Here is a 20,352-nt window from a genome sequence, read left to right as displayed (position 1 = left end):
AATGAAAAAGCTATGTTTATTTTTATGCATTGTTGCCCTGGGTACCCGCTGTTCCAAGGTGCTGGATATTGAAGATGTGAACAACTATCAGCCGGAACAGGTCTGGAATGATCTGCAACAGGCCAATGCGTTTGTGGCTAATTTATATAATAAATTCGGGAACTGGAATGTGGGTGCAGACCGCAACAGTGAGCAACTCTCCGGTATTACCTTTGGTGAGGACGCTATAACGGTAACCGGCGCCTCTACCGCTAACTGGGATTATGCCAATGTGCGGCTGGCCAACCTGGCGATCCGCGATGTGCAGGCCGGAACACTGAGCCAGGCAGAAAAGGAAAGCATCCTGGCACAAGCGTATTTTATGCGTGCCTATACTTATTTTTCAATGGTGAAAGAATACGGTGGGGTGCCGATCGTAACGATGCCGCTGGACCGTTACCAGGATGATCTGGATCTGCCCCGCAATTCCACAAAAGAATGTTTTGATTTTATTATTGAAGACCTGGATAAGGCCCTCGCACTGCTACCGGCCAAGATTGATGTAACTTCTCCCGACTGGGGGCATATCGACGGGAATTTTGCACAGGCGTTCAAGGCAAAAGTACTGTTGTATAAAGCCTCACCGTTGTTCAATCCGGGCAATCCATGGAACAATGCTTATTGGGCCGGTGCTTATACAGAGAACAAAAAAGCATACGAAAGCCTGAAGAGCCAGGGATACGGACTGATCGAGGATTATGCAAAAATTGCTTTGTCTGAAAAGAATTCGGAGATCGTGTTTCCGGTAATCAATAAGTTTCCCGGTAAAACCGCCAATTGGGATTTTGGTGCACGGCCGGGTTCCTTAAGCAGGGGCAATGCTTCGGCATGTCCTACCTGGGAATTTGTAAAGGAATTCCCCATGAAGGATGGCAAACGTTACAATGATCCCACAGGTGCCTATTACAAAACAGATGCGGCATTTCTTCAGTCTTACTGGAAGAGCCGGGATCCGCGCTTTGAAAAATCCGTTCTCTGGAATGCAAGGACCTTTCCGGTTGCCGGCACACCCAAAGGATATAAGCAGTACACCAGCGTAGGCATCGCTTCGGCCAATGATAATTTCGGGATCAATCCCAACGTTGCGGATAAATCAACCAATAACAATACCTACACCGGTTTTTTTATTCTGAAGAACTGCAACCTGAGCCTTACACAGCCGAATGTGCAGCAGTATGATATCGATTTTGTGCTGATGCGTTTTGCGGAAGTCATGCTGAACTATGCGGAAGCAGCAAACGAAACGGGCCATACTGCAGATGCACTGGTTCTGCTGCGCGAAATCCGGAAACGCGCCGGTATTGAACCGGGAGCGGGAAGCATGTATGGCATTACCGCGGTGTCAAGGGCAGATGTGCGGGAAGCCATTATGAACGAACGGAATATTGAGCTGTGCTTTGAGGGGCATCGCTTCAACGACCTTCGCCGCTGGCGTTTGTTCAGCCTGCTGGATCAGAAAACAAAGAATGGGGTGGAAGCCATTGCCGTCAATGCCAATGGTTCCGAAATGCCCATTCTGCAGGCGCAGCAACAGGCGAGTACGTTCAGCCTGTCCGAAGATAACTTTAAGTATTCCGTAGTACAGGTACCGCAAACAGGCGTACAAAAAAATATCGTTCCGGATAAGTATTATTTTTATCCGATAGCCCAAAGTATCATTAATAAAACCACCAAGCTGGAACAGAATAAAGACTGGGGTGGCTCTTTTGACCCTACTCTGCATTAATCATCCCGCGGACAGGGGCGCAGGCCTGTGAGCCGCGTCCTTGTCCGCGGAATTTTTATCGCCAACAATGGTCGGCGGTGCTGCGTTACGCGCTTTACGGCTCAGCAAAAATACCGTTGCAATAATTAAACCGCTGCCGATCCAGTCTGTAAGACCGAAAGGTACCTGCAGCCACAGAACGGCAATAACCGTTGCAGAAAGCGGCTCGGCCGAAGCCAGCAGACTGGCTTTTTGTCCGCCAATGATCTTTACTGCAGAGAGGTAGGCATAAAAAGGAACCAGCGTTCCCAAAAGGATAACAAACAAGGTATAGCTGTACGTATAACCATCCCAGATACCTTCTGCTTGCCAGGGGGCCTTAATAAACGAAATCGCCACGCCTCCAATCAGCAGGCCCCAGCCAATGACCGTGGCGGAGCTGTATTTTTTTAACAGGGCGACCGGCTGCAGCGTGTAAATGGCCAGCGCTACGGCGGAGGCGATACCCAATACCAGCGCCGTTTTTGAAATGTTCAGGCTGTTGGCCTTGCCATGGGTTACCAGCAAAAAAGTACCGGATACGGCCAGAAGGATTGCAAAACACTCCAGCCGGGTAGGTACTTTTTTGTTTTTAAGAGCCAGGTACCCCGCAATCATCACCGGGCCGGCGTATTGCAGCACCGTAGCGGTGGCCGCATTGGAATGGCGGATGGCAGCAAAATACGTATACTGTACCGCCAGCATGCCGGTAAGGCCAAATACAGACAGCTGAAGCCTGTCTTTTTTTGTTTGCCAGATCTTCCACAGGTCGTTGTTTTTTTTCATGCCGGAAAAGGCAAGCAACAGTACACCGGAGACCAGCATTCGCATAGCCATCAGCCATTCTACGTTGATGTTCCGCTGTTGGAAAAGAAACTGGCTGAAAGTACCGGATATACCCCATAAAGAGGCCCCGGAGAGTGCCAGTAAAATACCTTTGAGCGGGTGATTCTTTTTTAAATGGCTGTAATGCTGTTTTATCATAAATACCAGAGAAATTGAGCGCGCAAATTTAGAAAAGAAGCGGGGCAATATCTTATTAAATTTATCGGGTGTTTTGCAATTTTGTTCCCGTAGCGTTATCAGATCACCGGGGAAGGGATGTTATGCGGGCAGTTGCAGGCAATGTGATGTACGCTTACAAAGAATGGATCCGCCGCCTGTTTTTCACCGGTAAAAATATCCGGCACCGCAATACATTTGTGGTTCTGTACGGGTAATACGGGTATGGAACGGCCACTGTAAGTGTTGATACATCGGTAACCGCTCTTACCGAGGCATCCGTAACCGCCGGAAATACGCCGGCGCTTTGAGCATCCGGCTGCCATACCAGCTGAAGAGTTCTCCATCGGCCAGCAGGATTTTTACATCCGGGTAAAGCTCCTGTAATGCGGCTTTATGCTGCTCTCCGAACGGGTATGGTTCGGAAGCAAGGATGAAGTATTCAGGCGGGTGTGCCTGTAAGGCGTTCAGGTCTGCTACAGGGTACCGGTTGAAGGGGGCATATAAATTGATAAAGCCTGCCTTTTGCATCATATCATTGATAAACGTGTCGCCCCCAACAGTCATCCAGGGATCTTTCCAGATAAAATATACCGCAGTGCAGGGAGGACCGGTGTCAAGGCTTGCAAAGGCATCTTCGATGACTGCAGTTAGTGCATGGGCTTCTTCTTTCCGGTTGGTATGATCGCCGAGTTCGCGGATCATTGCCAGTGCACCTGTATAATCGTTTACATCGGTGAGAAGAACAGGGAACCTGCCGGCCAGTACTTCCACCTGTTCTTTTACATTCTCCTCCTTATTGGCGATGATCAGATCGGGTTTTAACGCAATGATTTTTTCCAGGTTCAGTGTTTTGGTGCCGCCCACACGTGTTTTGGTCCGGAACCAGGCCTGGGGATGAATACAGAATTTAGTGATGCCGATCACTTCCTGTTCCAACCCCAGGGTGTATAAAAGTTCTGTTATTGATGGAACAAGGGATACGATTCTCACGTTTGAAGTTCAGGTTTAAGGTTAGAAGGTATTCCTGACACCGGCTCATTGAATCTCAAACCGGACAGTCCGGGCCTGACCGCTGCTTATTCAAGTGTGCATTATCGTTTTTCCGCCGTATATATGCAGCAGATACCCAGCGTAAGCGCTTTATACCGTGCATTGGAAAAGCCTACTTTTTGCAGGATATCAGTAAAATCCTTCCGTTCCGGAAATGCCCGCGCCGATTTGTTGAGGTACTGGTAGGCTTCTTTATTCTGTTTCAAAAGGCCGGCGATCTGCGGCGCCACTACGTTCATATAAATCTGGTACAACCCTTTAAACAACCCGGGTTTAGGCCTCGAAAATTCGATGATGAGCAATTGACCGCCGGGTTTTAATACCCGGTACATTTCCGATAAACCTTTTTCCAGGTTTTCAAAATTGCGGACACCGAACGCAGCCATGGCTGCATCAAAGCGGTTATTGGGAAACTGCAGGTTTTCAGAGTCACCCGGTTCAAGAGTGATCCGGTCGCTCAGTCCTTCTCTGGAAATTTTTTGCCGGCCTACCTCCAGCATCTGGGCAGAGATATCAACACCGGTTACCTGTTGCGGCTCCAGCATCTTATACGCCCGCAATGCCATGTCGCCGGTTCCGGTGGCAATATCCAGTATTTGCTGCGGCCGGTATTTCTTCAGCATGCCGATCGCTTTCCTGCGCCAGGCTACATCTGTGCGGCCCGAAAGCACGCGGTTGGTAAGGTCATACCGGGGTGCAATGCGGTCAAACATTTCAGCAACCTGTTCTTTCTTTGTTTTTTCAGATCCTTGATAAGGAATGATATGATCGTGCGAAAATTCTGTCATAAACCGCAAAGGTAACAAGATTTTATACAGTGATGCAGGGGGATTTCGCCGGCGGGATGGCGAACACCTGTTTTCTTTGCTGGCTGTATGATTTTTATTTTCCGGCGATGGTGCCGGGCATCCTCCGGAAGCAGCGATGTATTTCTTCCCGGCGTCTTCATTATTTTTCCTATTTTTATTTGTTCAGCATGTCATTATAGAAATGAGTATTTTTAAATATATTGAACTGGATGTTTTATCTGCCACACCTAAGTATCAGCAATTGGCTCAGTCCATTATGAATGCCATTGCAGATGGCAGCATTCAGCAAAACGATCTTTTGCCTTCGATTAATGAATTGAGTTATGAGTTTGAGATTTCCCGCGATACAGCAGAAAAAGCGTACAAACAGCTGAAACGGATGGGGGTGCTGGGGTCAGTGCCGGGGAAAGGGTATTTTGTAAAAACTGCAGAACTCCAGAGCTCACTGAAAATTTTCCTGCTGTTTAATAAACTGAGCACGCACAAGAAGATTATTTATGATGCGTTCGTAAAAACATTGGGCCCTGCAGCGCTTATTGATTTTTACATTTACAACAATGATTTCAATCTGTTTAAAAAGTTGCTGTCCGGAATCGAGAAACCGTATACTCATTTTGTGATCATTCCACATTTTTTGGAAGGAGGAGCAGGTGCATCGGAGATCATCAATGGCCTTCCGAAAGAAAAGTTAATCCTGTTAGATAAGCTGGTACCCGGCATCAGCGGCGATTTCAGCGCTGTATACGAAAATTTTGAAGAAGATATTTACCAGGCGCTGGAACAGGCACTGGGCCGGCTGCGCCAATATGAAACAATAAAAATCATAGTACCGGAGTATTCCTATTTTCCTGAAGAAATTACCAAAGGCTTTAAGCGGTTTTGCGGGCAATATGCTTTTCATGGCGAAGTAGTGCATCATATTCAGAAGGAACCCATCGCTTCTAAAGAAGTATATATCTGCTTAATGGAAGATGACCTGGTAACGCTGGTAGATAAAATTATGGCCGCCCGGCTGGAGATTGGCGAGGATGTGGGTGTCATCAGTTACAATGAAACGCCCCTGAAGCGACTGATCCTCCGGGGAATCACCACCTTTTCTACCGATTTTGCCGCAATGGGTGAGGAGACCGCCCGGCTCATTCTCAGCGGCGAAAAACGGCAGGTTGCCGTGCCTTTTCATTTACGATTGCGCCCTTCCCTGTAAATTTGCAGCTATGGAAATAGTATCTGCTGCTTACGTTAAAAGCAGCGCGGAATATATGCAGTGCCCCAAGGCCGACCGGCCCGAATATGCTTTTATCGGAAGAAGTAATGTGGGTAAGTCCTCACTCATCAATATGCTCTGCAATAAAAAGGCGCTGGCTAAAACATCTGCGGCCCCGGGTAAAACACAACTGATCAATCATTTTGAAATTATTTCGGGGTACCGGGATAAGAGCGGAAAAATGGAACGCAAATCCTGGTACCTGGTGGACCTTCCCGGCTATGGATATGCCAAGGTCTCGCAAAAACAACGCAAAGGATGGTCGATGATGATTGAAAAATATATTCTTAAAAGGGAGAACCTGGTAAGTTTATTTGTATTGATCGACAGTCGTCATGAACCACAAAAACTCGACCTGGAATTTATCAATCAACTGGGTGAATGGGGTATTCCTTTTGCATTGGTGTTTACCAAAGCCGACAAAAACAAGCCGGGTGCGACTATCCGCACAGTGGAAGCGTTTTTGAATATGCTGAAAGATAGTTGGGAAGCATTGCCGCCGTATTTTGTGACTTCCGCCGTAGACAAACTGGGAAGGGACGAAGTGCTGGGATATATAGCCACCTTGAACACCGGTGATGCGGTAGCATAAAAACATTTTTCTTTAATACATTGCTGAAGCCGCAGAGCCTTAATGGCTGATGCCGGAATCTGCAATACCTGCCCATTATTCCCTGTATTCAATTTTTTCGTAGGTCAATCATGGCTACTCATTAGCTAAGCAGTTAATCCGGTTCAGCTAACAGGTACCGGAATGGAATAAAAAAAATCAATTTTTTTTGCAACGATGATGCATTTATATATATTTGCAACAATGTTGCATCGGTGTTTTGTATATCAGAAATTTTTAAGATGCGCGCTGCTGGCGGGTTTGCTGGCACAGCTGAATATGGCGGCACAAACAAAAGAAAGCACTTCAGCAACGGCCGCTGGGGATACAATGGTGTTGAAAATGGTGACGGTATCCGGCAGCAAGAATCATCAAATGAACAAAACGCTTCCGGTTGCCGTGCTTTCGGGGAACGAATTGAGAAAGAGGAGCGGACAAAACCTGGCGCAGGTGCTGCAGGATGTACCAGGTATATCCATGCTTCAAACAGGAGCGACTATTTCCAAACCGGTGATCAATGGCCTGCATGGTAATCGTATCCTTCTCATCAATAACGGCGTAAAGCAGGAAGGACAACAATGGGGGGCGGAGCATGCCCCGGAGATTGATCCGGCTATTGCAGGAGCGATCCATGTATTAAAAGGTGCGGCCGGCGTACGCTACGGAGCTGAAGCCATGGGAGGTGTAATTGTGCTGGATCCGCCGAAGCTTCCTTTTGGGAAACAGGTTAGTGGTGAAGCAGGCACTGCATGGGCATCGAACGGGCGCATGTTTGGCGGCGGATTTACCTTGAAGGGCGGCTGGGTGAATCATCCGGAATGGGCCTGGCGTATACAGGGAAGCAGCAGGAAAAGCGGCAATTTTAAAACAGCTGATTATTTTCTGAACAACACCGGCGTAAGAGAATTGAACTTTTCTGCAGAAGCCGGGTTCCGGAAAAAACGGTGGATGCTATCGGCCTATGGAAGTTACGTGCATACAGCGCTGGGTATTTTTTCCGGCGCGCATATAGGGGATACCGCAGACCTTAAAGTGCGTATGCAACATGAAATGCCTTTTGAAACGGGAAACTTTTCCTATCGGATCGATGCGCCCCGGCAGCAGGTGGTACACCGGTTATACAAAACGACGGCACGGTATCAGTTAAGCGACAGCAATCGCATAGAATGCTGGTATGCTTATCAGGAAGACCAGCGGAAGGAGTTTGACCTGAGAGGGGCTGCAGGTAAAATTCTATGCGGCGGATGGAGACCTGCTGAATGGTGAGTTTCTGGAGGAGGCTGCTATTCACCAGTTTTTTTTCCTGCCTTCTGTAAGCGGGGTACTGAATTACGTTTATTAGGATGACCGTGTTGGGTTTACCGGCGACTTCAATGTATTACAAACCGGCAAAGATCTGTCGCTGACAGCCTCCCTGCGTCACGGCATCAATAAAGCCGTGCAGCGGGAATGGAACGATCCCAACTATAATACGTATGGGAGTGAAGATTTCAAAACCGTGCTGCAGTTGAAAACGGTGGCGGCCGGAGATCATGCCCATGATTAAAGCATCAGTGTTAAGTACCCCGATGTGGGTCTTAGGCCGGGTGGGCGGGGGCTCCCCGGCTTTTTTGCTGCGCGGAAAGCATCCGAATCTGGATACACGCCGTGTGGAGAATACCTGCTACTAAAAGTGGCACTCTTTGCTAGGCGTCTATTTAATCAAACGTGGAAAATACGGCCATTTGCAGATGCCGGTATGGAGTTGGATTGTATATGGGAGACAGAGCTGGGCGGCGGTCTTCAAAAATAAAAAGGCTCCAAAAAACTGTTGTTGATAACGAAACAGACCTGGGGCTGATTGCGGGGTTGGGTATCCTGCATTGCCTTAATAACCGGTTCGCTTATCTCCGGGCTTTGGAAATGATGATCACGGGCTCTCGCAAAAAAATGCAATTTGATCGGTGGAACGTTGTTCTATATAGCGAGCAGGAGCATTACCATTGGTATCGGGCCAGCGGTACTATGGAAGGTCCATTATTAATGAATAACCCGCATGGTTACAGGGTGAAATCGGGGCGGGATGAGCATTACAGCCGGTCCAGCATTTCCACTACCTTTTCTTTTTTCAGGATAAAATATCCCAGGCGGTCCTTGCTGATGCCTTCTTTTAGCTGGTAGCTGAAGGAAAGTGTATCATCATTTATGGTGGTTTCAAAATGTTTAAAAGAAATGGCCGGGGTGGTTTCCAGTTCTTCTCCGATTTCGTATAAATGGGTAGAAAGTATAAACAGCGAGCTTTTTACTTTCAGCAATCCGCGGATGACCGCCAGGGAGCAGCGCATGGCATCCTGTACATTGGTGCCTTTAAACAATTCGTCGATCAGTACCAGCCATTTCTGGCCATTGCTTACTTTTTCTACAGTGTTCCGGATCCGCTGTACTTCGTTAAAGAAAAAACTTTCGCCTTTTACAATGTTGTCCACTACATTAATATTGCTGATCAGGCCGTCGAAAAGGGTCAGCTTCATCGACCGGGCCGGTACGCCCATGCCGATATGGGCCAGGAATACAGCGGCGCCTACTGATTTGATAAGGGTGCTTTTGCCCGCCATATTCGCCCCCGTAAGAAACAGGAAGTTGTTTTTTTGTGTGATGTCCAGATCATAGGGAACAGGTTTTTGAAGCAGGATATGGTAAAGTCCCTTTGCTTCAATCACCGGGGTGTTCTGGTCGGTAAATTCCGGGAAGGCCAGGTTATACTGCTTTACAGCCATCGCCATCGAATACCATGCATCCAGGCGGCTGTAAATGTCCATCAGTTCCTGTATGGCGTGTTTATGAGCTTCCCGTAGCTGGCCGGCGTAATACAGGTTCTTGCTCATGGAAAAAGATTGATCCTTTACCGATTCAGACAACTGGCTAAAAGCTTCTATCTTCAGGAGCTGTTCGATCCGCTCTATATAGATGCTGAAGCTTGCGGGCAATGCCACTCCGTTTAACAGGGAGGCGATCTTCCGGATGCTTCGGAAAAAATCGGCAAAATGATTGATCGAAAAGCGCACCATGGCATAATCGGCATGGTGCAGCACCCTGTAAATAGCGGCATCCAGCGCGTTTGGACTGTTGCTGACGCGATCCAGTGCGTAATCCAGAAACCGGTCCATTACCAGGATGGTTCCGTTGGTAATATCCTCCGGCCACTCATCTACATGCAGGATCAGTTTACTGAGGATGCGTTGTGTGCCCCGTATCTTTTCGATATCGTTGAACGGATTAGAGAAAAAATGCCGCAACCATTCCCGTCCCCCAAAGGTGCGGGTGAAGTTCAGTTTGTGAAAGATGGAATAATCCTCTTCCGGATGAAAGATAGCGATGTCGTTAAAAGAGATGCCGTCGATCTGCATAAATTTTGTTTAAGGTTTAGCGTTCAACGTTGGCGCCAACTTTAAACTTTGAACGTTGAACCTGGAGTCCCCCGGCGCAGCCCGTTACCGGTTAAATAGTAACCGCGCTCCTTTTACAGACTCATTCCATTGTCCATTTCCATAAACTAAATTTCCGTTTACGAAGGTATGGCTGATGCTTGCCGGAAATTCGAAAGGAGTGCCCCTGCCGTCTATGTTTTCAAAAGGGCTCCAGCCGCATTTATATAAAATATTGTCCTTTTTTACGGCAAAAGGAGCATTCATGTCTGCAATGACCAGGTCGGCCTGGTACCCCTCACGAATGTAACCACGGTCTTTGATCTGGAAGCAGTCAGCTACAGCATGGCTCATTTTTTCCACCACTTTTTCGATAGAGATCCTTCCCTGTTTTACATAATAAAGCATCAGCGGCAACGAATGCTGAACCAGGGGTACGCCTGCATGGGCTTTGAGATAGGGTTCTTGTTTTTCTTCCCAGGTATGGGGAGCATGATCGGTAGCAATGAGGTCCAGCCGGTCGTCCAGCAGCGCATTCCACAGGGCCTCCCGGTTGTGCGGTGCTTTAATAGCGGGATTGCATTTAATAAGATTTCCCTGGATGGCATAATCATCCGCCGTAAAATGAAGATGATGCACGCATACCTCGGCGGTGATCCGTTTCTCTTTAAGCGGCAACATATTGGTAAACAGCTGCAATTCCTTTTCTGTGCTGATGTGCAGGATATGCAGGCGGGAACCATGTTTTTTGGCCAGCTGAACGGCATAAAATGAAGATTCAAAGCAGGCTTCCGCGTCACGGATCACCGGGTGGTCGGCAGCCGTAAGTTCCTTTCCGGACTCAAGGGCTTTTTGCATATTGGCTTTAATGATGCGTTCATCTTCACAATGGGTGGCGATCAGCAGCTCACTTCCGGCAAATAGTTTTTCCAGTACCAGGGGATTATCTACCAGCAGGTTCCCGGTGCTGGAGCCCATAAACGCCTTAATGCCGCAGATCCGGTCCTTATATTGATTGGCCATCAGCGCATCATCTGCATTCTGGTTGTTGGTGCCGATAAAAAAAGAATAATTGGCCAGCGAAGTATTGCGCGCGATCTCATATTTATGTTCAAGTAAGTCCAGGGTAAAGGCAGGGGGGACGGTATTGGGCATTTCCATAAAACTGGTTACACCGCCGGCTACCGCGGCCTTGCTTTCGGTATAAATAGTGGCTTTATGCGTGAGTCCCGGCTCGCGGAAATGTACCTGGTCGTCAATAACGCCGGGCAGTAGGTACCTGCCTTCCCCGTTGATTTCGGTCAGGCCGGTTTGAACAGCAATACTGCCGGCGATCTTTTCAATTTTTCCGTTCCGGATCAGCACGTCGCCTGTACTGATTTGTCCTTCATTTACAATATGTATGTTCCTGATCAGAAATGTTTGCATGGTTTTTGTTATTAAGTGCACCAATGTCGGTAAAGTACAAAAAAACTCCGAAATTAATCAATTGAAGGGAATCCGGTTCTAATACCTTGATGGTCTTATCTTTGCCATAGGAAGGCCGTAGAAAAAAATCATGAAACCTTATCTTACGTATATGCAAATCAAAAAACTCCTAAAGCTTGCGCTGATCCTGTTGCCGTTTTACAGTCAGGCCCAAACCGACAATATCGAGCTGAGTGATAAACAAAACCGGCTCATTAACCGGCTTGACATAAAGCTGAGGGGAGATTCTGTCCTGCAGTTTACAACGGTGAAGCCCTATGGCCGCAAACGGGCCACGGAGCGTGTAGAACGGATCGATTCACTGGACAAGGCCGGGGCGCTGGAGGGCGTACTGACCCGCATCGACCGGTATAATATCCGCAGTATGATGATGAACAATTCCGACTGGACAAATAATTATGCCGATTCTTTTCAACGCAAGCCGATCCTGGGCGCTTTTTTTAAAAACCCCGCCCATTTGTATGCGGTAGACAAGCGGGATCAGTATAGCCTGATTATTGACCCGGTGATCAACTTTGAATTGGGCAAAGCCACCGGTACAAAGACGTTTGTGAATACCCGGGGGCTCCGTGTGCGGGGGCAGATCGATCAGCGGGTGGGGTATTACCTCTATTTCTCTGAAAACCAGGAGCGCGACCCATTGTATGTACAGGATTATAATAAGGCGCATGTGAGTGTGCCGGGCCTGGGATATTATAAAACATTTAAAGGCGATGGATTTGATTACTGGGATGTGCGTGGAGGTGTAACGTTCCATGCCGGGAAGTATATCGACTTTCAGATCGCGCATGATAAATTTTTTATCGGTGACGGGTACCGCACCCTATTCATCAGCGATTTCAGCGCCCCCTATCCGTTCTTAAAGCTTGGCGTTCAGGCCGGAAATTTTCAGCTGACTTCAGTAGCTGCACAAACGATCGCTCCATTTGAGAATTTTTACTTCGGAAAAGACTCTACCCGGCCCCGGAATTACATGATGTTCCACTATCTTACCTGGCAGCCCACCAACTGGCTGAAGCTGGGCTTTTTTGAAAGCACCATGTACAATAGCAAAAAGAACGGTGGGTTGCAGGTAGGCTATCTCAACCCTTCTATGTTTAACCGGGCGTATTCCTCCTATACCGGTAACAGCGCCAAATCCAGCATCGGGCTCGATGTGAAGGCCAATTTTGCAAAACACTTCCAGGCTTACGGGCAGTGGCTGATCAATGAATTTGTGGTCAGTAAAGTGTTTAAATCCGGTGGCCCTTGGGTGAATAAATTTGGCTACCAGATCGGCGCAAAATATGCCGATGCTTTTACTGTTAAGAACCTTGACCTGCAGGTGGAGGGAAACTTTGTACGTCCCTTTACTTATACGGATAAGTGGGCGCAGAATAATTTCCTGCATTACAATCAACCGCTGGCGCACCCGCTGGGAGCCAACTTTAAGGAATTTGTGGGCATTGCACACTACCAGCCGCTGCCACGCTTGTATTTAAAAGCCATGCTGGTAATGTATAATAAGGGACTGGATACAGTAAACTATAATACGGCCTGGCATTCGCCCAGTTACGGCGGCGATCTGTTCCGGAACTATACCGATGGACGTGAGCGCGAGGAAGGCTATTTTATCGGAGGGGGAATCAGTAATAAAGGGATGATCGGCTCAATGACGGTTTCCTATGAGATCCTGCAAAACCTGTTTTTTGATGTTACAGGCATGTACCGGAAATACCGCATCGAAACAGTGCCGGATCAAACTACCAAGTGGTTGTCTGTTGGCTTACGATGGAACATGGCGCGACGGGATTTTGTGTTTTAGCGTATGAGGAAAATTTTGTTAGCCGTAGCCGGCCTGTTCTGGGTGCAACTGGTCACGGCGCAAACACCGGTCATCCGGTGGTCGCCTTCGCGTATGCTGCGCCTGTCGGACTATACGATTATAAAACCCGGTCAGGAACCGCCTGCAGCCCTGGGAAGGAATATGGCTGTAACCCGTACAGGGTTTGTGTATACCTTAACGCGGATCACCTCCGGTGCCAATAAGGGAAAGGCTATGATCCGCATTTATGCGCAAATGACCCCTGCGCATTCCTATATGGTTGCAGCGGTTGCAAACGGGAGCTTGGAAGACCGAGCCTACCTGTTGAATCACGAGCAAAAACATTTTGACATTTCAGAGATCTACGCCCGGGAATTATCGCGCTTTGTACGGACACAGTCTCTGGGTAAAACGCCCATGGAGCGCATGACCAATGAAATGAACTGGCTGTTTAAGGAGCTGGATACTTTTCAAAAAAAATATGATACAGAAACAGCGAATGGGCGCAATAAAAACAACCAGGAAATCTGGAACCTGCTTATAGCACAGCGGTTAAAGGCGTTGCAGCCCTATGCGGCTAAAGATTATATCCTTTCCATGCCCCGCTGATGTAATTGTTAGAAAATAGAGCCAGGCTGGTTCGAGCTGGTCAATGCCAGCTCCAGGTCGGTATGAAACTTTTCAAACTTCTCTTTATTAGCCGATTTGTAAATGGCCTTTATCAAAAGGAATATAAGTATAAATCCCAGGCCACCCGCGCCTCCAAATACCGGTACTTTCAGGAGCAGGGTAAGAATCAGTGAAACAACGATAATGCTTACAAGCAGCGCCGCGAGGGTGATGAATACCGGTGGAATAAAATCAGTAACCAGGACGGTGTTATTTTTGGTTGGGCGGATTACATGTTTTACTGCCCCGGATGGAACCAGGAGATGCTGGGGGCCGAATGCATTAAAAAACGCTTTTCTTGTTTTAATATTCGGATAGTGAAAAGATAAGTTGCTCTGTATTTCTGTTAATGTTCTTCCTGTTGGATTGGTAAATTTCATACAAAAGTGGTTTTTGATTTGGGCGCCAAAGATACATGTTTCGGCTCAACAGGGATGCAGCGTTATTGTGACAGTATTTAAAAAGAAAAGCGGGTTCTTTAACTCCAGATAGCCGCATAGTCAACATGGATCCCATTATCTTTCTCAAGGTCAAATGAAAAAGCCGATGTGGCCGGCTGCAGCTCATATCGGTTGTTTACAAGCTGATAAATTTCGAGGGCTTCTTTTTCAGGGTCGGCGATCAGGTAATAAAGAATGCCCTGCTGTTCGTATAACGCATATTTGGTATGCCGGTCGCGCAATGCGGTAGCAGGTGATAATACTTCCACCACTAATACAGTAGCAGAATCCAGGTAGGCTTTGGTGATTGCACCGCATACGATCAGTACATCCGGAACCAGAATGGTATCTTCAGAGATCTTATAATCCAGCGATCATAAGAATGGCATTGTTGACAGGAACAGGCTTTCAATGTGTTTATAAAGGCATACCGGATTTCAACAGCCACACGCTGGTGCTTTGGCTGCGGCATGGGACCCATGGCAATCGGAATGCCGTCGATCAACTCCCGGCGGCCTTCCCAATGCACCCAGTCATCATATGTATAATGCGGCAATATTTTTGTGCATAAGCCATATGGTATACAAATTTTATTTGGCTATACTTTGCACGATGTCGTACTTGGTAACAATATGATAATTGCCGGCTTCATCCTGTGCCAGCACGGCTCCGTTGGCCTTGCTGATCAGCGACCCGATGCGCTCCACCGGTGTATCAAAAGCTACAATGGGGTAGGAGGGTTCCAGGATATGTTGCAGGCTCTCATTTTTAATATTCGGATCGGAAAAGATTTTCTGGAACAGGCCGCCTTCGCTTACAGCACCGATCACGCTGCCGTTCTCCATAACCGGGATGTGCTCAATATCGTATTTGCGCATCAGCTCCACCGCTTCCGATACCGGTGCTGTTTGCTGTATGGTTACCAGGGGACGGTTGCTGCGGCTACTGATAATGTCTTTAAAGGTTTTCACTTCCATAAATCCCCGCTCCATCATCCATTGGTCGTTATAGATCTTCGCCACATAGCGGCTGCCATGGTCATGAAAAATGCAAACCACAAGATCGTCTTTGGTAAGACTGTCTTTGAGTTGCAGCAGTCCTTTGATGCAGCTTCCCGCACTGTACCCGCAAAACAATCCTTCCTCCTTGGCCAGTTTACGGGCCATAATGGCGCCGTCCTTATCGGTAACCTGCGTAAATGCATCGATCACACGCATGTCGTAGTTCTTCGGTACAAAATCCTCACCAAAACCCTCGCTGAAATAAGGATATACTTCGTTCATATCCACCTCACCGGTATGAAAGTACTTGGTCAACAGGGAACCATAAGCATCCACGGCCCATACCTTTATATTGGGGTTTTGCTCCTTCAGGTATTGAGCCGTACCGGTAATGGTACCGCCGGTACCTGCCGTGCACACCAGGTGGGTGATTTTACCCTCGGTCTGTTTCCAGATCTCCGGCCCCGTGGTTTCATAATGTGCCAGTCTGTTGGCCAGGTTATCATACTGGTTCATATGATAGGCATTGGGGGTTTCCTTGGCCAGCCGTGCCGCCACGCTGTAATAACTCTGCGGATCCTCAGGTTCTACGTTGGTAGGACAAACAATCACTTCGGCGCCCATGGCCTTCAACACATCGGCCTTTTCTTTGGATTGTTTATCGGTGGTTACAAAAATGCATTTATACCCTTTTACGATGGCGCCCAGGGCCAGGCCCATCCCCGTGTTGCCGCTGGTGCCTTCAATGATGGTGCCTCCCGGTTTCAGGTGTCCTTCCGCTTCCGCCACTTCGATCATCTTAATGGCCATGCGGTCTTTGATGCTATTGCCGGGATTAAAATAATCTACTTTAGCCGCTACGGTACAGGGCAATTCCCGGGTGATGCGGTTTAAACGGATCAGGGGCGTATTGCCGATGGTTTCCAGTATATTATTTTTAATATCCATCTTATTTAGTTTTTAAAAGGTCTACCGCTTTTAACACAACTGAATCGGTAAGGTTCAGGATCTGGTAATATCCGCTGTCTCTCCATTTAAACCGTGCCAGGTAGGCTTCCATCCGGTTGGATACACGCAGTTTCTCAGCCTCCGGGATATGTGTTAAATTTACGGTATCTTTTTGAGCCCGGCTTACAAACTGTTGCCACATGGCCTTTCCCGGATCAAAGGCCTGGGAAAAGGAAACCGGGGAGGTATAAGGCTCCATTACTTTCTGATTATTGAGGTAATAATGGAAGACAAAATCGGTAAACGCTCCATTAAAGAATAAACGGTTGATTTCTTTTGATGTTTTGGAAGTATCCAGGCCTACAAAAACATCCGGCATAATACCGCCGCCGCCATAAAGAATGCGGCCCCCGGGGGTTTTGTATTGTTTGCCGGTATGCACTTTATTGCTGTCTGCAAAATAGGCCTGACCATTGGCGTAACGCTCCCAGATCTCATCCATATATACTTTTCTTCCTTTATTGTAAGGACGCTGAATGCTTCTGCCCAGCGGGGTATAATAGCGGGATACCGTCAGTTTTAATGCCGAGCCGTCGCTTAGCGGGAAAATCTCCTGTACCAGGCCCTTTCCAAAGGTCCGGCGGCCAATGATGGTGGCCCTGTCCCAGTCCTGTAAGGCTCCGCTCAGGATCTCGCTGGCGCTGGCCGAAAGTTCATCTACCAGTACCGTCAACTTCCCGGTTTCAAAAATCCCGGGCCGTTTACAGCGGTATTCTTTTTTAGGACTGTTAGTGCCCTGGGTATATACCACCAGTTTGTCGCCGCTCAGAAACTCGTCTGCAATATCAATGGCCTGCTCCATATAACCGCCGGGATTGCCCCGCAGATCCAGTACCAGCTCGGTGAGCCCCTCTTTTTTAAGGCGCTCCATGGTTTCCATAAACTCTCGGTAAGTGGTAGAGCCAAATTTATCCAGCTTAATATATCCGGCCTCTTTGTTGATCATATAAGCGGCCACCAGGGTAGGGGTTGGTATATTATTCCGGGTTACCGGAACGTTCAGGAGGGCTTTGTCCCGCAGGATCTGGAGATTTACAACGGTTCCTTTTTCTCCCCGGATCAGGTTGCGAACCGTGGTACTGCTGGTTTTTTTACCCGCCAGGAGCGAATCATTTACCTTGATGATCTGGTCGCCGATTTTTAACCCGGCTTTTTCGCTGGGGCCTCCTTTTAATACATAAGTGATGTTGACCGTATCCCGGATCTGGTTGTACTCAACGCCAATGCCTTCAAATTTGCCCGAAAGCGCCTCATTGGTTTCTTTAAGATCCATTGGCGGAAGGTATACGGAGTGAGGATCCAGTTCATCCATCATTTCCCGGATGGCATTGGCCTCCAGGGTATCCAGTTTTACAGAGTCCACATATTTCTGGCGGATGATTTCAAGTGCTTCTTCCAGTGCTGTGCTGCGCCCGGATTTTGCAAATCCTCCGTTGGGTTGTGCCCCGCGCAGCTTGTAACCGATAAACATTCCAAGGATCATTACCAGCGAGAACAGCAGCGGCAGCCAGACCTCAAATTTCTTTTTCATTCGTGTGATTTATGCGAGGCTGCAAAATAGACAAACTTTGCTGTTTATTTTAGAAATCAAATCATTTTCTGATTATTTTATAAATAAGCTATTTTTGATACTTAATGCGGTGTAAATTTACCCGGATAAACTATCGGTACTAAACTCCAGTCTCAATGTCAAAAGTGCAACTTATCGCAGATGCGGGATCTACGAAAGTGGAATGGTGTCTTCTCAATAATGGGAAAACAAAAACGGTGCTTACCAGCGGCGTGAGTCCTTATTTTTTAAACGGGGATCAGATTGCGGCATTATTAACAAAGGAGTTGCTTCCAAAGCTAAAAAATGCGGCCGTTGAAGAAGTTTTTTATTATGGTACCGGCTGTTTGAACCCCGATAACCGAAAAATGGTGCAAAAAAGCCTGCGGGGGTTGTTTAAAGGAGCCAAGGTACAGGTTTGGCACGATGTGGAAGGTGCGGCCCGTGGTCTTTGTGGGCGGAGCAAAGGGGTTGCCTGTATCCTGGGTACAGGGTCCAGTGCCTGTTACTACGACGGGCGGAAAATTCAGAAAAACAGCCCGGGGCTGGGATATGTGCTGGGTGATGAGGGGAGTGGCGCCTACCTGGGAAGAAAGGTGATCCAGTACTTTTTGTATAACACCTTTGATGAAGATCTGCGCGCCCGTTTTGACGCCGCCTATGTAACCAATGCCACGGAAATATTGGAACGGGTATATAAACAACCGCTGCCCAACCGATATCTGGCGGGTTTTGCAAAGTTCCTGGCAGACAATCGCGGACATTATATGGTTGAGAATATTATTGAAGATGGTTTAAATGATTTCTTTTTTACGCACCTTTGCAAATTCCAGGAAGCCTGGAGGTACCCGATCAGCTTTGTTGGAAGCATCGCTTTTGGTTTTAAAGATGTATTGAAAGAACTTTGCAGCAGTTATAGTTTTGAGTTGGGTAAGGTGCTTCAAAAGCCCATGAAAGGGCTTGTTGAATATCATTCCTGAATTGTTTAAAAGAAATTAATCGGTTATATGGCAGGAGAAAAGATCACGGAGCAGGCTAGCAGATATGATCACCTGGAAAAAATGTCGGTACATGAGTTGCTTACGTCTATGAACAAGGAAGACCAGGCGGTACCGCTGGCTGTTCAGAAAGTGATTCCCGAGATTGAGAAACTGATCGAGGCGATCGTGGAAAATATGATCGGAGGCGGACGGTTGTTTTACATAGGGGCTGGTACCAGCGGGCGTTTGGGCATTCTGGATGCCAGCGAAATTCCACCCACCTATGGGTTGCCCACAGGTGTTGTAATTGGTATCATTGCAGGTGGCTGGAAAGCAATCACCACCCCGGTTGAAAATGCCGAGGATGATGAAGCGCAGGGCTGGAGAGACCTGGAAGCGCATGGCGTAAATGAAAAAGATGTAGTTGTAGGCGTAGCCGCCAGCGGCTCGACCCCTTATGTAATTGGAGCGCTGCGCGAATGCCAGAAAAAAGGCATTGTTACCGGAAGCATCAGTTCCAATCCCAATGCCCCGGTTAGTGCGGTGGCCGATTTTCCGGTAGAGGTAATCGTAGGCCCTGAGTTTGTTACAGGAAGTACCCGTATGAAAAGCGGTACCGCCCAAAAACTGGTGCTGAATATGATCTCCACTACGGTAATGATCCAGTTGGGCCGGGTAGAAGGAAACCGGATGGTGAACATGCAGCTGACCAATGATAAACTGGTTGACCGCGGCACCAAAATGGTAATGGAAAAAACAGGACTAAAGGATTATGAACATGCCAAACAGCTGTTGCTGGAAAATAAAAGTGTCAAGAACGCGGTGATTGCTTACAACCAGGCTCAAACGCATTAAAGCAGGACGTTTTCTTGCATAAGGTGCCTGTATCATGCCGAAGCCCGGCCGGTTCCGGCCAGGGGTGGGTATAAGGACCGGGAATATCCGGGTTCAAAGTGTGTGCTTCAGAATAATCCCAATGGGAAATGAGGGCTCAAAAGGGCCGTTTCTATTTTTAAGAAACAGTGAAAATAAATATAACAACAAAAGGAAGAGTGAAGCTCTTCCTTTTTTATTTCTTAAAAAGATGAAGTATTCGTATTAGGCTGCCGCAGCCGCGTTGATCTTTTTAGCCAGTTTGCTCTTCAGGTTTGCCGCTTTGTTGCGGTGGATAACCCCTCTTTTAGCTAATTTGTCGATCATGCTCTCTACCAAAGGCAATTGTTCTTTGGCTTCAGCACCTTCCGTAGCCCTCAGACTTTTAATGGCATTACGGGTTGTTTTACCATAATACTTATTTCTGTCGCGACGCTTTAAGGCCTGACGTGCATGTTTCTTTGTAGCTTTATGATTCGCCATTGATCTCTTTTTTTGGACGGCAAAGGTAACGGAAATAAATCAAATATTGATAAAATCTTCCTTTTTTCTTTCCGACGGCACCATACCCGGGTTCTTATTTTCTAAACATACCTTAAAATCAAAAAATAGAAC

19 protein-coding genes are annotated in these 20,352 nt (G+C 47.6%); 8 read left to right on the top strand and 11 right to left on the bottom strand.

Features of this window, described 5'->3' with window-relative positions; translation table 11 throughout:
- Position 1 precedes the first annotated feature (1 nt).
- Positions 2–1,765 (top strand): RagB/SusD family nutrient uptake outer membrane protein, encoded by a 1,764-nt coding sequence (locus LL912_RS09925; protein ID WP_235553418.1) that lies wholly within the window; start codon positions 2–4, stop codon positions 1,763–1,765.
- Here LL912_RS09925 and LL912_RS09920 read toward each other — a convergent pair whose 3' ends face one another.
- From LL912_RS09920 to ubiE, 3 genes are all read right to left on the bottom strand, one after another.
- Positions 1,766–2,767: a DMT family transporter gene (locus tag LL912_RS09920; RefSeq protein WP_235553417.1), complete on the bottom strand. Its 1,002-nt coding sequence runs from the start codon at positions 2,765–2,767 to the stop codon at positions 1,766–1,768.
- Positions 2,768–3,052: 285 nt separating this feature from the next.
- Positions 3,053–3,778: an ABC transporter substrate-binding protein gene (locus tag LL912_RS09915; RefSeq protein WP_235553416.1), complete on the bottom strand. Its 726-nt coding sequence runs from the start codon at positions 3,776–3,778 to the stop codon at positions 3,053–3,055.
- 101 nt (positions 3,779–3,879) lie between these two features.
- Positions 3,880–4,626: a bifunctional demethylmenaquinone methyltransferase/2-methoxy-6-polyprenyl-1,4-benzoquinol methylase UbiE gene (gene ubiE, locus LL912_RS09910; RefSeq protein WP_235553415.1), complete on the bottom strand. Its 747-nt coding sequence runs from the start codon at positions 4,624–4,626 to the stop codon at positions 3,880–3,882.
- Positions 4,627–4,828: 202 nt separating this feature from the next.
- On the opposite strand from ubiE, the gene LL912_RS09905 reads away from it, so the two are divergent.
- The 3 genes from LL912_RS09905 to LL912_RS09895 all read left to right on the top strand — a co-directional run bounded on the left by LL912_RS09905 (position 4,829) and on the right by LL912_RS09895 (position 7,787).
- Positions 4,829–5,851 (top strand): GntR family transcriptional regulator, encoded by a 1,023-nt coding sequence (locus LL912_RS09905; RefSeq protein ID WP_235553414.1) that lies wholly within the window; start codon positions 4,829–4,831, stop codon positions 5,849–5,851.
- 10 nt (positions 5,852–5,861) lie between these two features.
- On the top strand, positions 5,862–6,503 hold the full coding sequence (yihA, locus tag LL912_RS09900) for a ribosome biogenesis GTP-binding protein YihA/YsxC (RefSeq protein WP_235553413.1): 642 nt from the start codon (positions 5,862–5,864) through the stop codon (positions 6,501–6,503).
- A 222-nt stretch (positions 6,504–6,725) separates the two neighbouring features.
- The gene (locus LL912_RS09895; protein ID WP_235553412.1) at positions 6,726–7,787 is read left to right on the top strand and encodes a TonB-dependent receptor; all 1,062 of its coding nucleotides are present in this window, start codon (positions 6,726–6,728) and stop codon (positions 7,785–7,787) included.
- A gap of 803 nt (positions 7,788–8,590) precedes the next feature.
- Here LL912_RS09895 and LL912_RS09890 read toward each other — a convergent pair.
- Complete coding sequence (locus LL912_RS09890; protein WP_235553411.1) at positions 8,591–9,907, bottom strand: MutS-related protein; 1,317 nt, start codon at positions 9,905–9,907, stop codon at positions 8,591–8,593.
- An 84-nt stretch (positions 9,908–9,991) separates the two neighbouring features.
- Positions 9,992–11,353 carry a dihydroorotase gene (locus LL912_RS09885; RefSeq protein ID WP_235553410.1) on the bottom strand — a complete coding sequence of 454 codons (1,362 nt, stop codon included), beginning with the start codon at positions 11,351–11,353 and terminating at the stop codon, positions 9,992–9,994.
- Positions 11,354–11,483: 130 nt separating this feature from the next.
- Here LL912_RS09885 and LL912_RS09880 point away from each other — a divergent pair, with 130 nt between their 5' ends.
- Positions 11,484–13,217, top strand: a complete 1,734-nt coding sequence (locus LL912_RS09880; protein WP_235553409.1) for a hypothetical protein — start codon at positions 11,484–11,486, stop codon at positions 13,215–13,217.
- Between the two features lie 3 nt (positions 13,218–13,220).
- Positions 13,221–13,826: a hypothetical protein gene (locus LL912_RS09875; RefSeq protein WP_235553408.1), complete on the top strand. Its 606-nt coding sequence runs from the start codon at positions 13,221–13,223 to the stop codon at positions 13,824–13,826.
- A gap of 8 nt (positions 13,827–13,834) precedes the next feature.
- Here the strand turns inward: LL912_RS09875 and LL912_RS09870 are convergent, their stop codons facing one another.
- From LL912_RS09870 to LL912_RS09850, 5 genes are all read right to left on the bottom strand, one after another.
- Positions 13,835–14,266 (bottom strand): hypothetical protein, encoded by a 432-nt coding sequence (locus tag LL912_RS09870; protein ID WP_235553407.1) that lies wholly within the window; start codon positions 14,264–14,266, stop codon positions 13,835–13,837.
- 98 nt (positions 14,267–14,364) lie between these two features.
- Entirely contained in the window at positions 14,365–14,634 is a 270-nt protein-coding gene (locus tag LL912_RS09865) for a Uma2 family endonuclease (RefSeq protein WP_235556519.1), read from the bottom strand.
- 14 nt (positions 14,635–14,648) lie between these two features.
- Positions 14,649–14,882: a Uma2 family endonuclease gene (locus LL912_RS09860; RefSeq protein ID WP_235553406.1), complete on the bottom strand. Its 234-nt coding sequence runs from the start codon at positions 14,880–14,882 to the stop codon at positions 14,649–14,651.
- A gap of 34 nt (positions 14,883–14,916) precedes the next feature.
- Entirely contained in the window at positions 14,917–16,275 is a 1,359-nt protein-coding gene (locus tag LL912_RS09855) for a pyridoxal-phosphate dependent enzyme (RefSeq protein ID WP_235553405.1), read from the bottom strand.
- A gap of 1 nt (position 16,276) precedes the next feature.
- The gene (locus tag LL912_RS09850; protein ID WP_235553404.1) at positions 16,277–17,866 is read right to left on the bottom strand and encodes a S41 family peptidase; all 1,590 of its coding nucleotides are present in this window, start codon (positions 17,864–17,866) and stop codon (positions 16,277–16,279) included.
- Positions 17,867–18,021: 155 nt separating this feature from the next.
- On the opposite strand from LL912_RS09850, the gene LL912_RS09845 reads away from it, so the two are divergent.
- Both LL912_RS09845 and murQ read left to right on the top strand, forming a co-directional pair.
- On the top strand, positions 18,022–18,864 hold the full coding sequence (locus LL912_RS09845; protein ID WP_235553403.1) for an N-acetylglucosamine kinase: 843 nt from the start codon (positions 18,022–18,024) through the stop codon (positions 18,862–18,864).
- A 27-nt stretch (positions 18,865–18,891) separates the two neighbouring features.
- Positions 18,892–19,719, top strand: coding sequence for an N-acetylmuramic acid 6-phosphate etherase (murQ, locus tag LL912_RS09840; RefSeq protein ID WP_235553402.1), 828 nt, complete (start codon positions 18,892–18,894; stop codon positions 19,717–19,719).
- Between the two features lie 243 nt (positions 19,720–19,962).
- Here the strand turns inward: murQ and rpsT are convergent, their stop codons facing one another.
- Positions 19,963–20,220 carry a 30S ribosomal protein S20 gene (gene rpsT, locus LL912_RS09835; protein ID WP_235553401.1) on the bottom strand — a complete coding sequence of 86 codons (258 nt, stop codon included), beginning with the start codon at positions 20,218–20,220 and terminating at the stop codon, positions 19,963–19,965.
- Positions 20,221–20,352 lie beyond the last annotated feature (132 nt).

Origin of the sequence: Niabella agricola, from assembly GCF_021538615.1 — a bacterium.
GTDB lineage: Bacteria > Bacteroidota > Bacteroidia > Chitinophagales > Chitinophagaceae > Niabella > Niabella agricola.
Note: the sequence above shows the minus strand (reverse complement) of the source record. Positions and strands in the feature narration are given on the sequence as shown.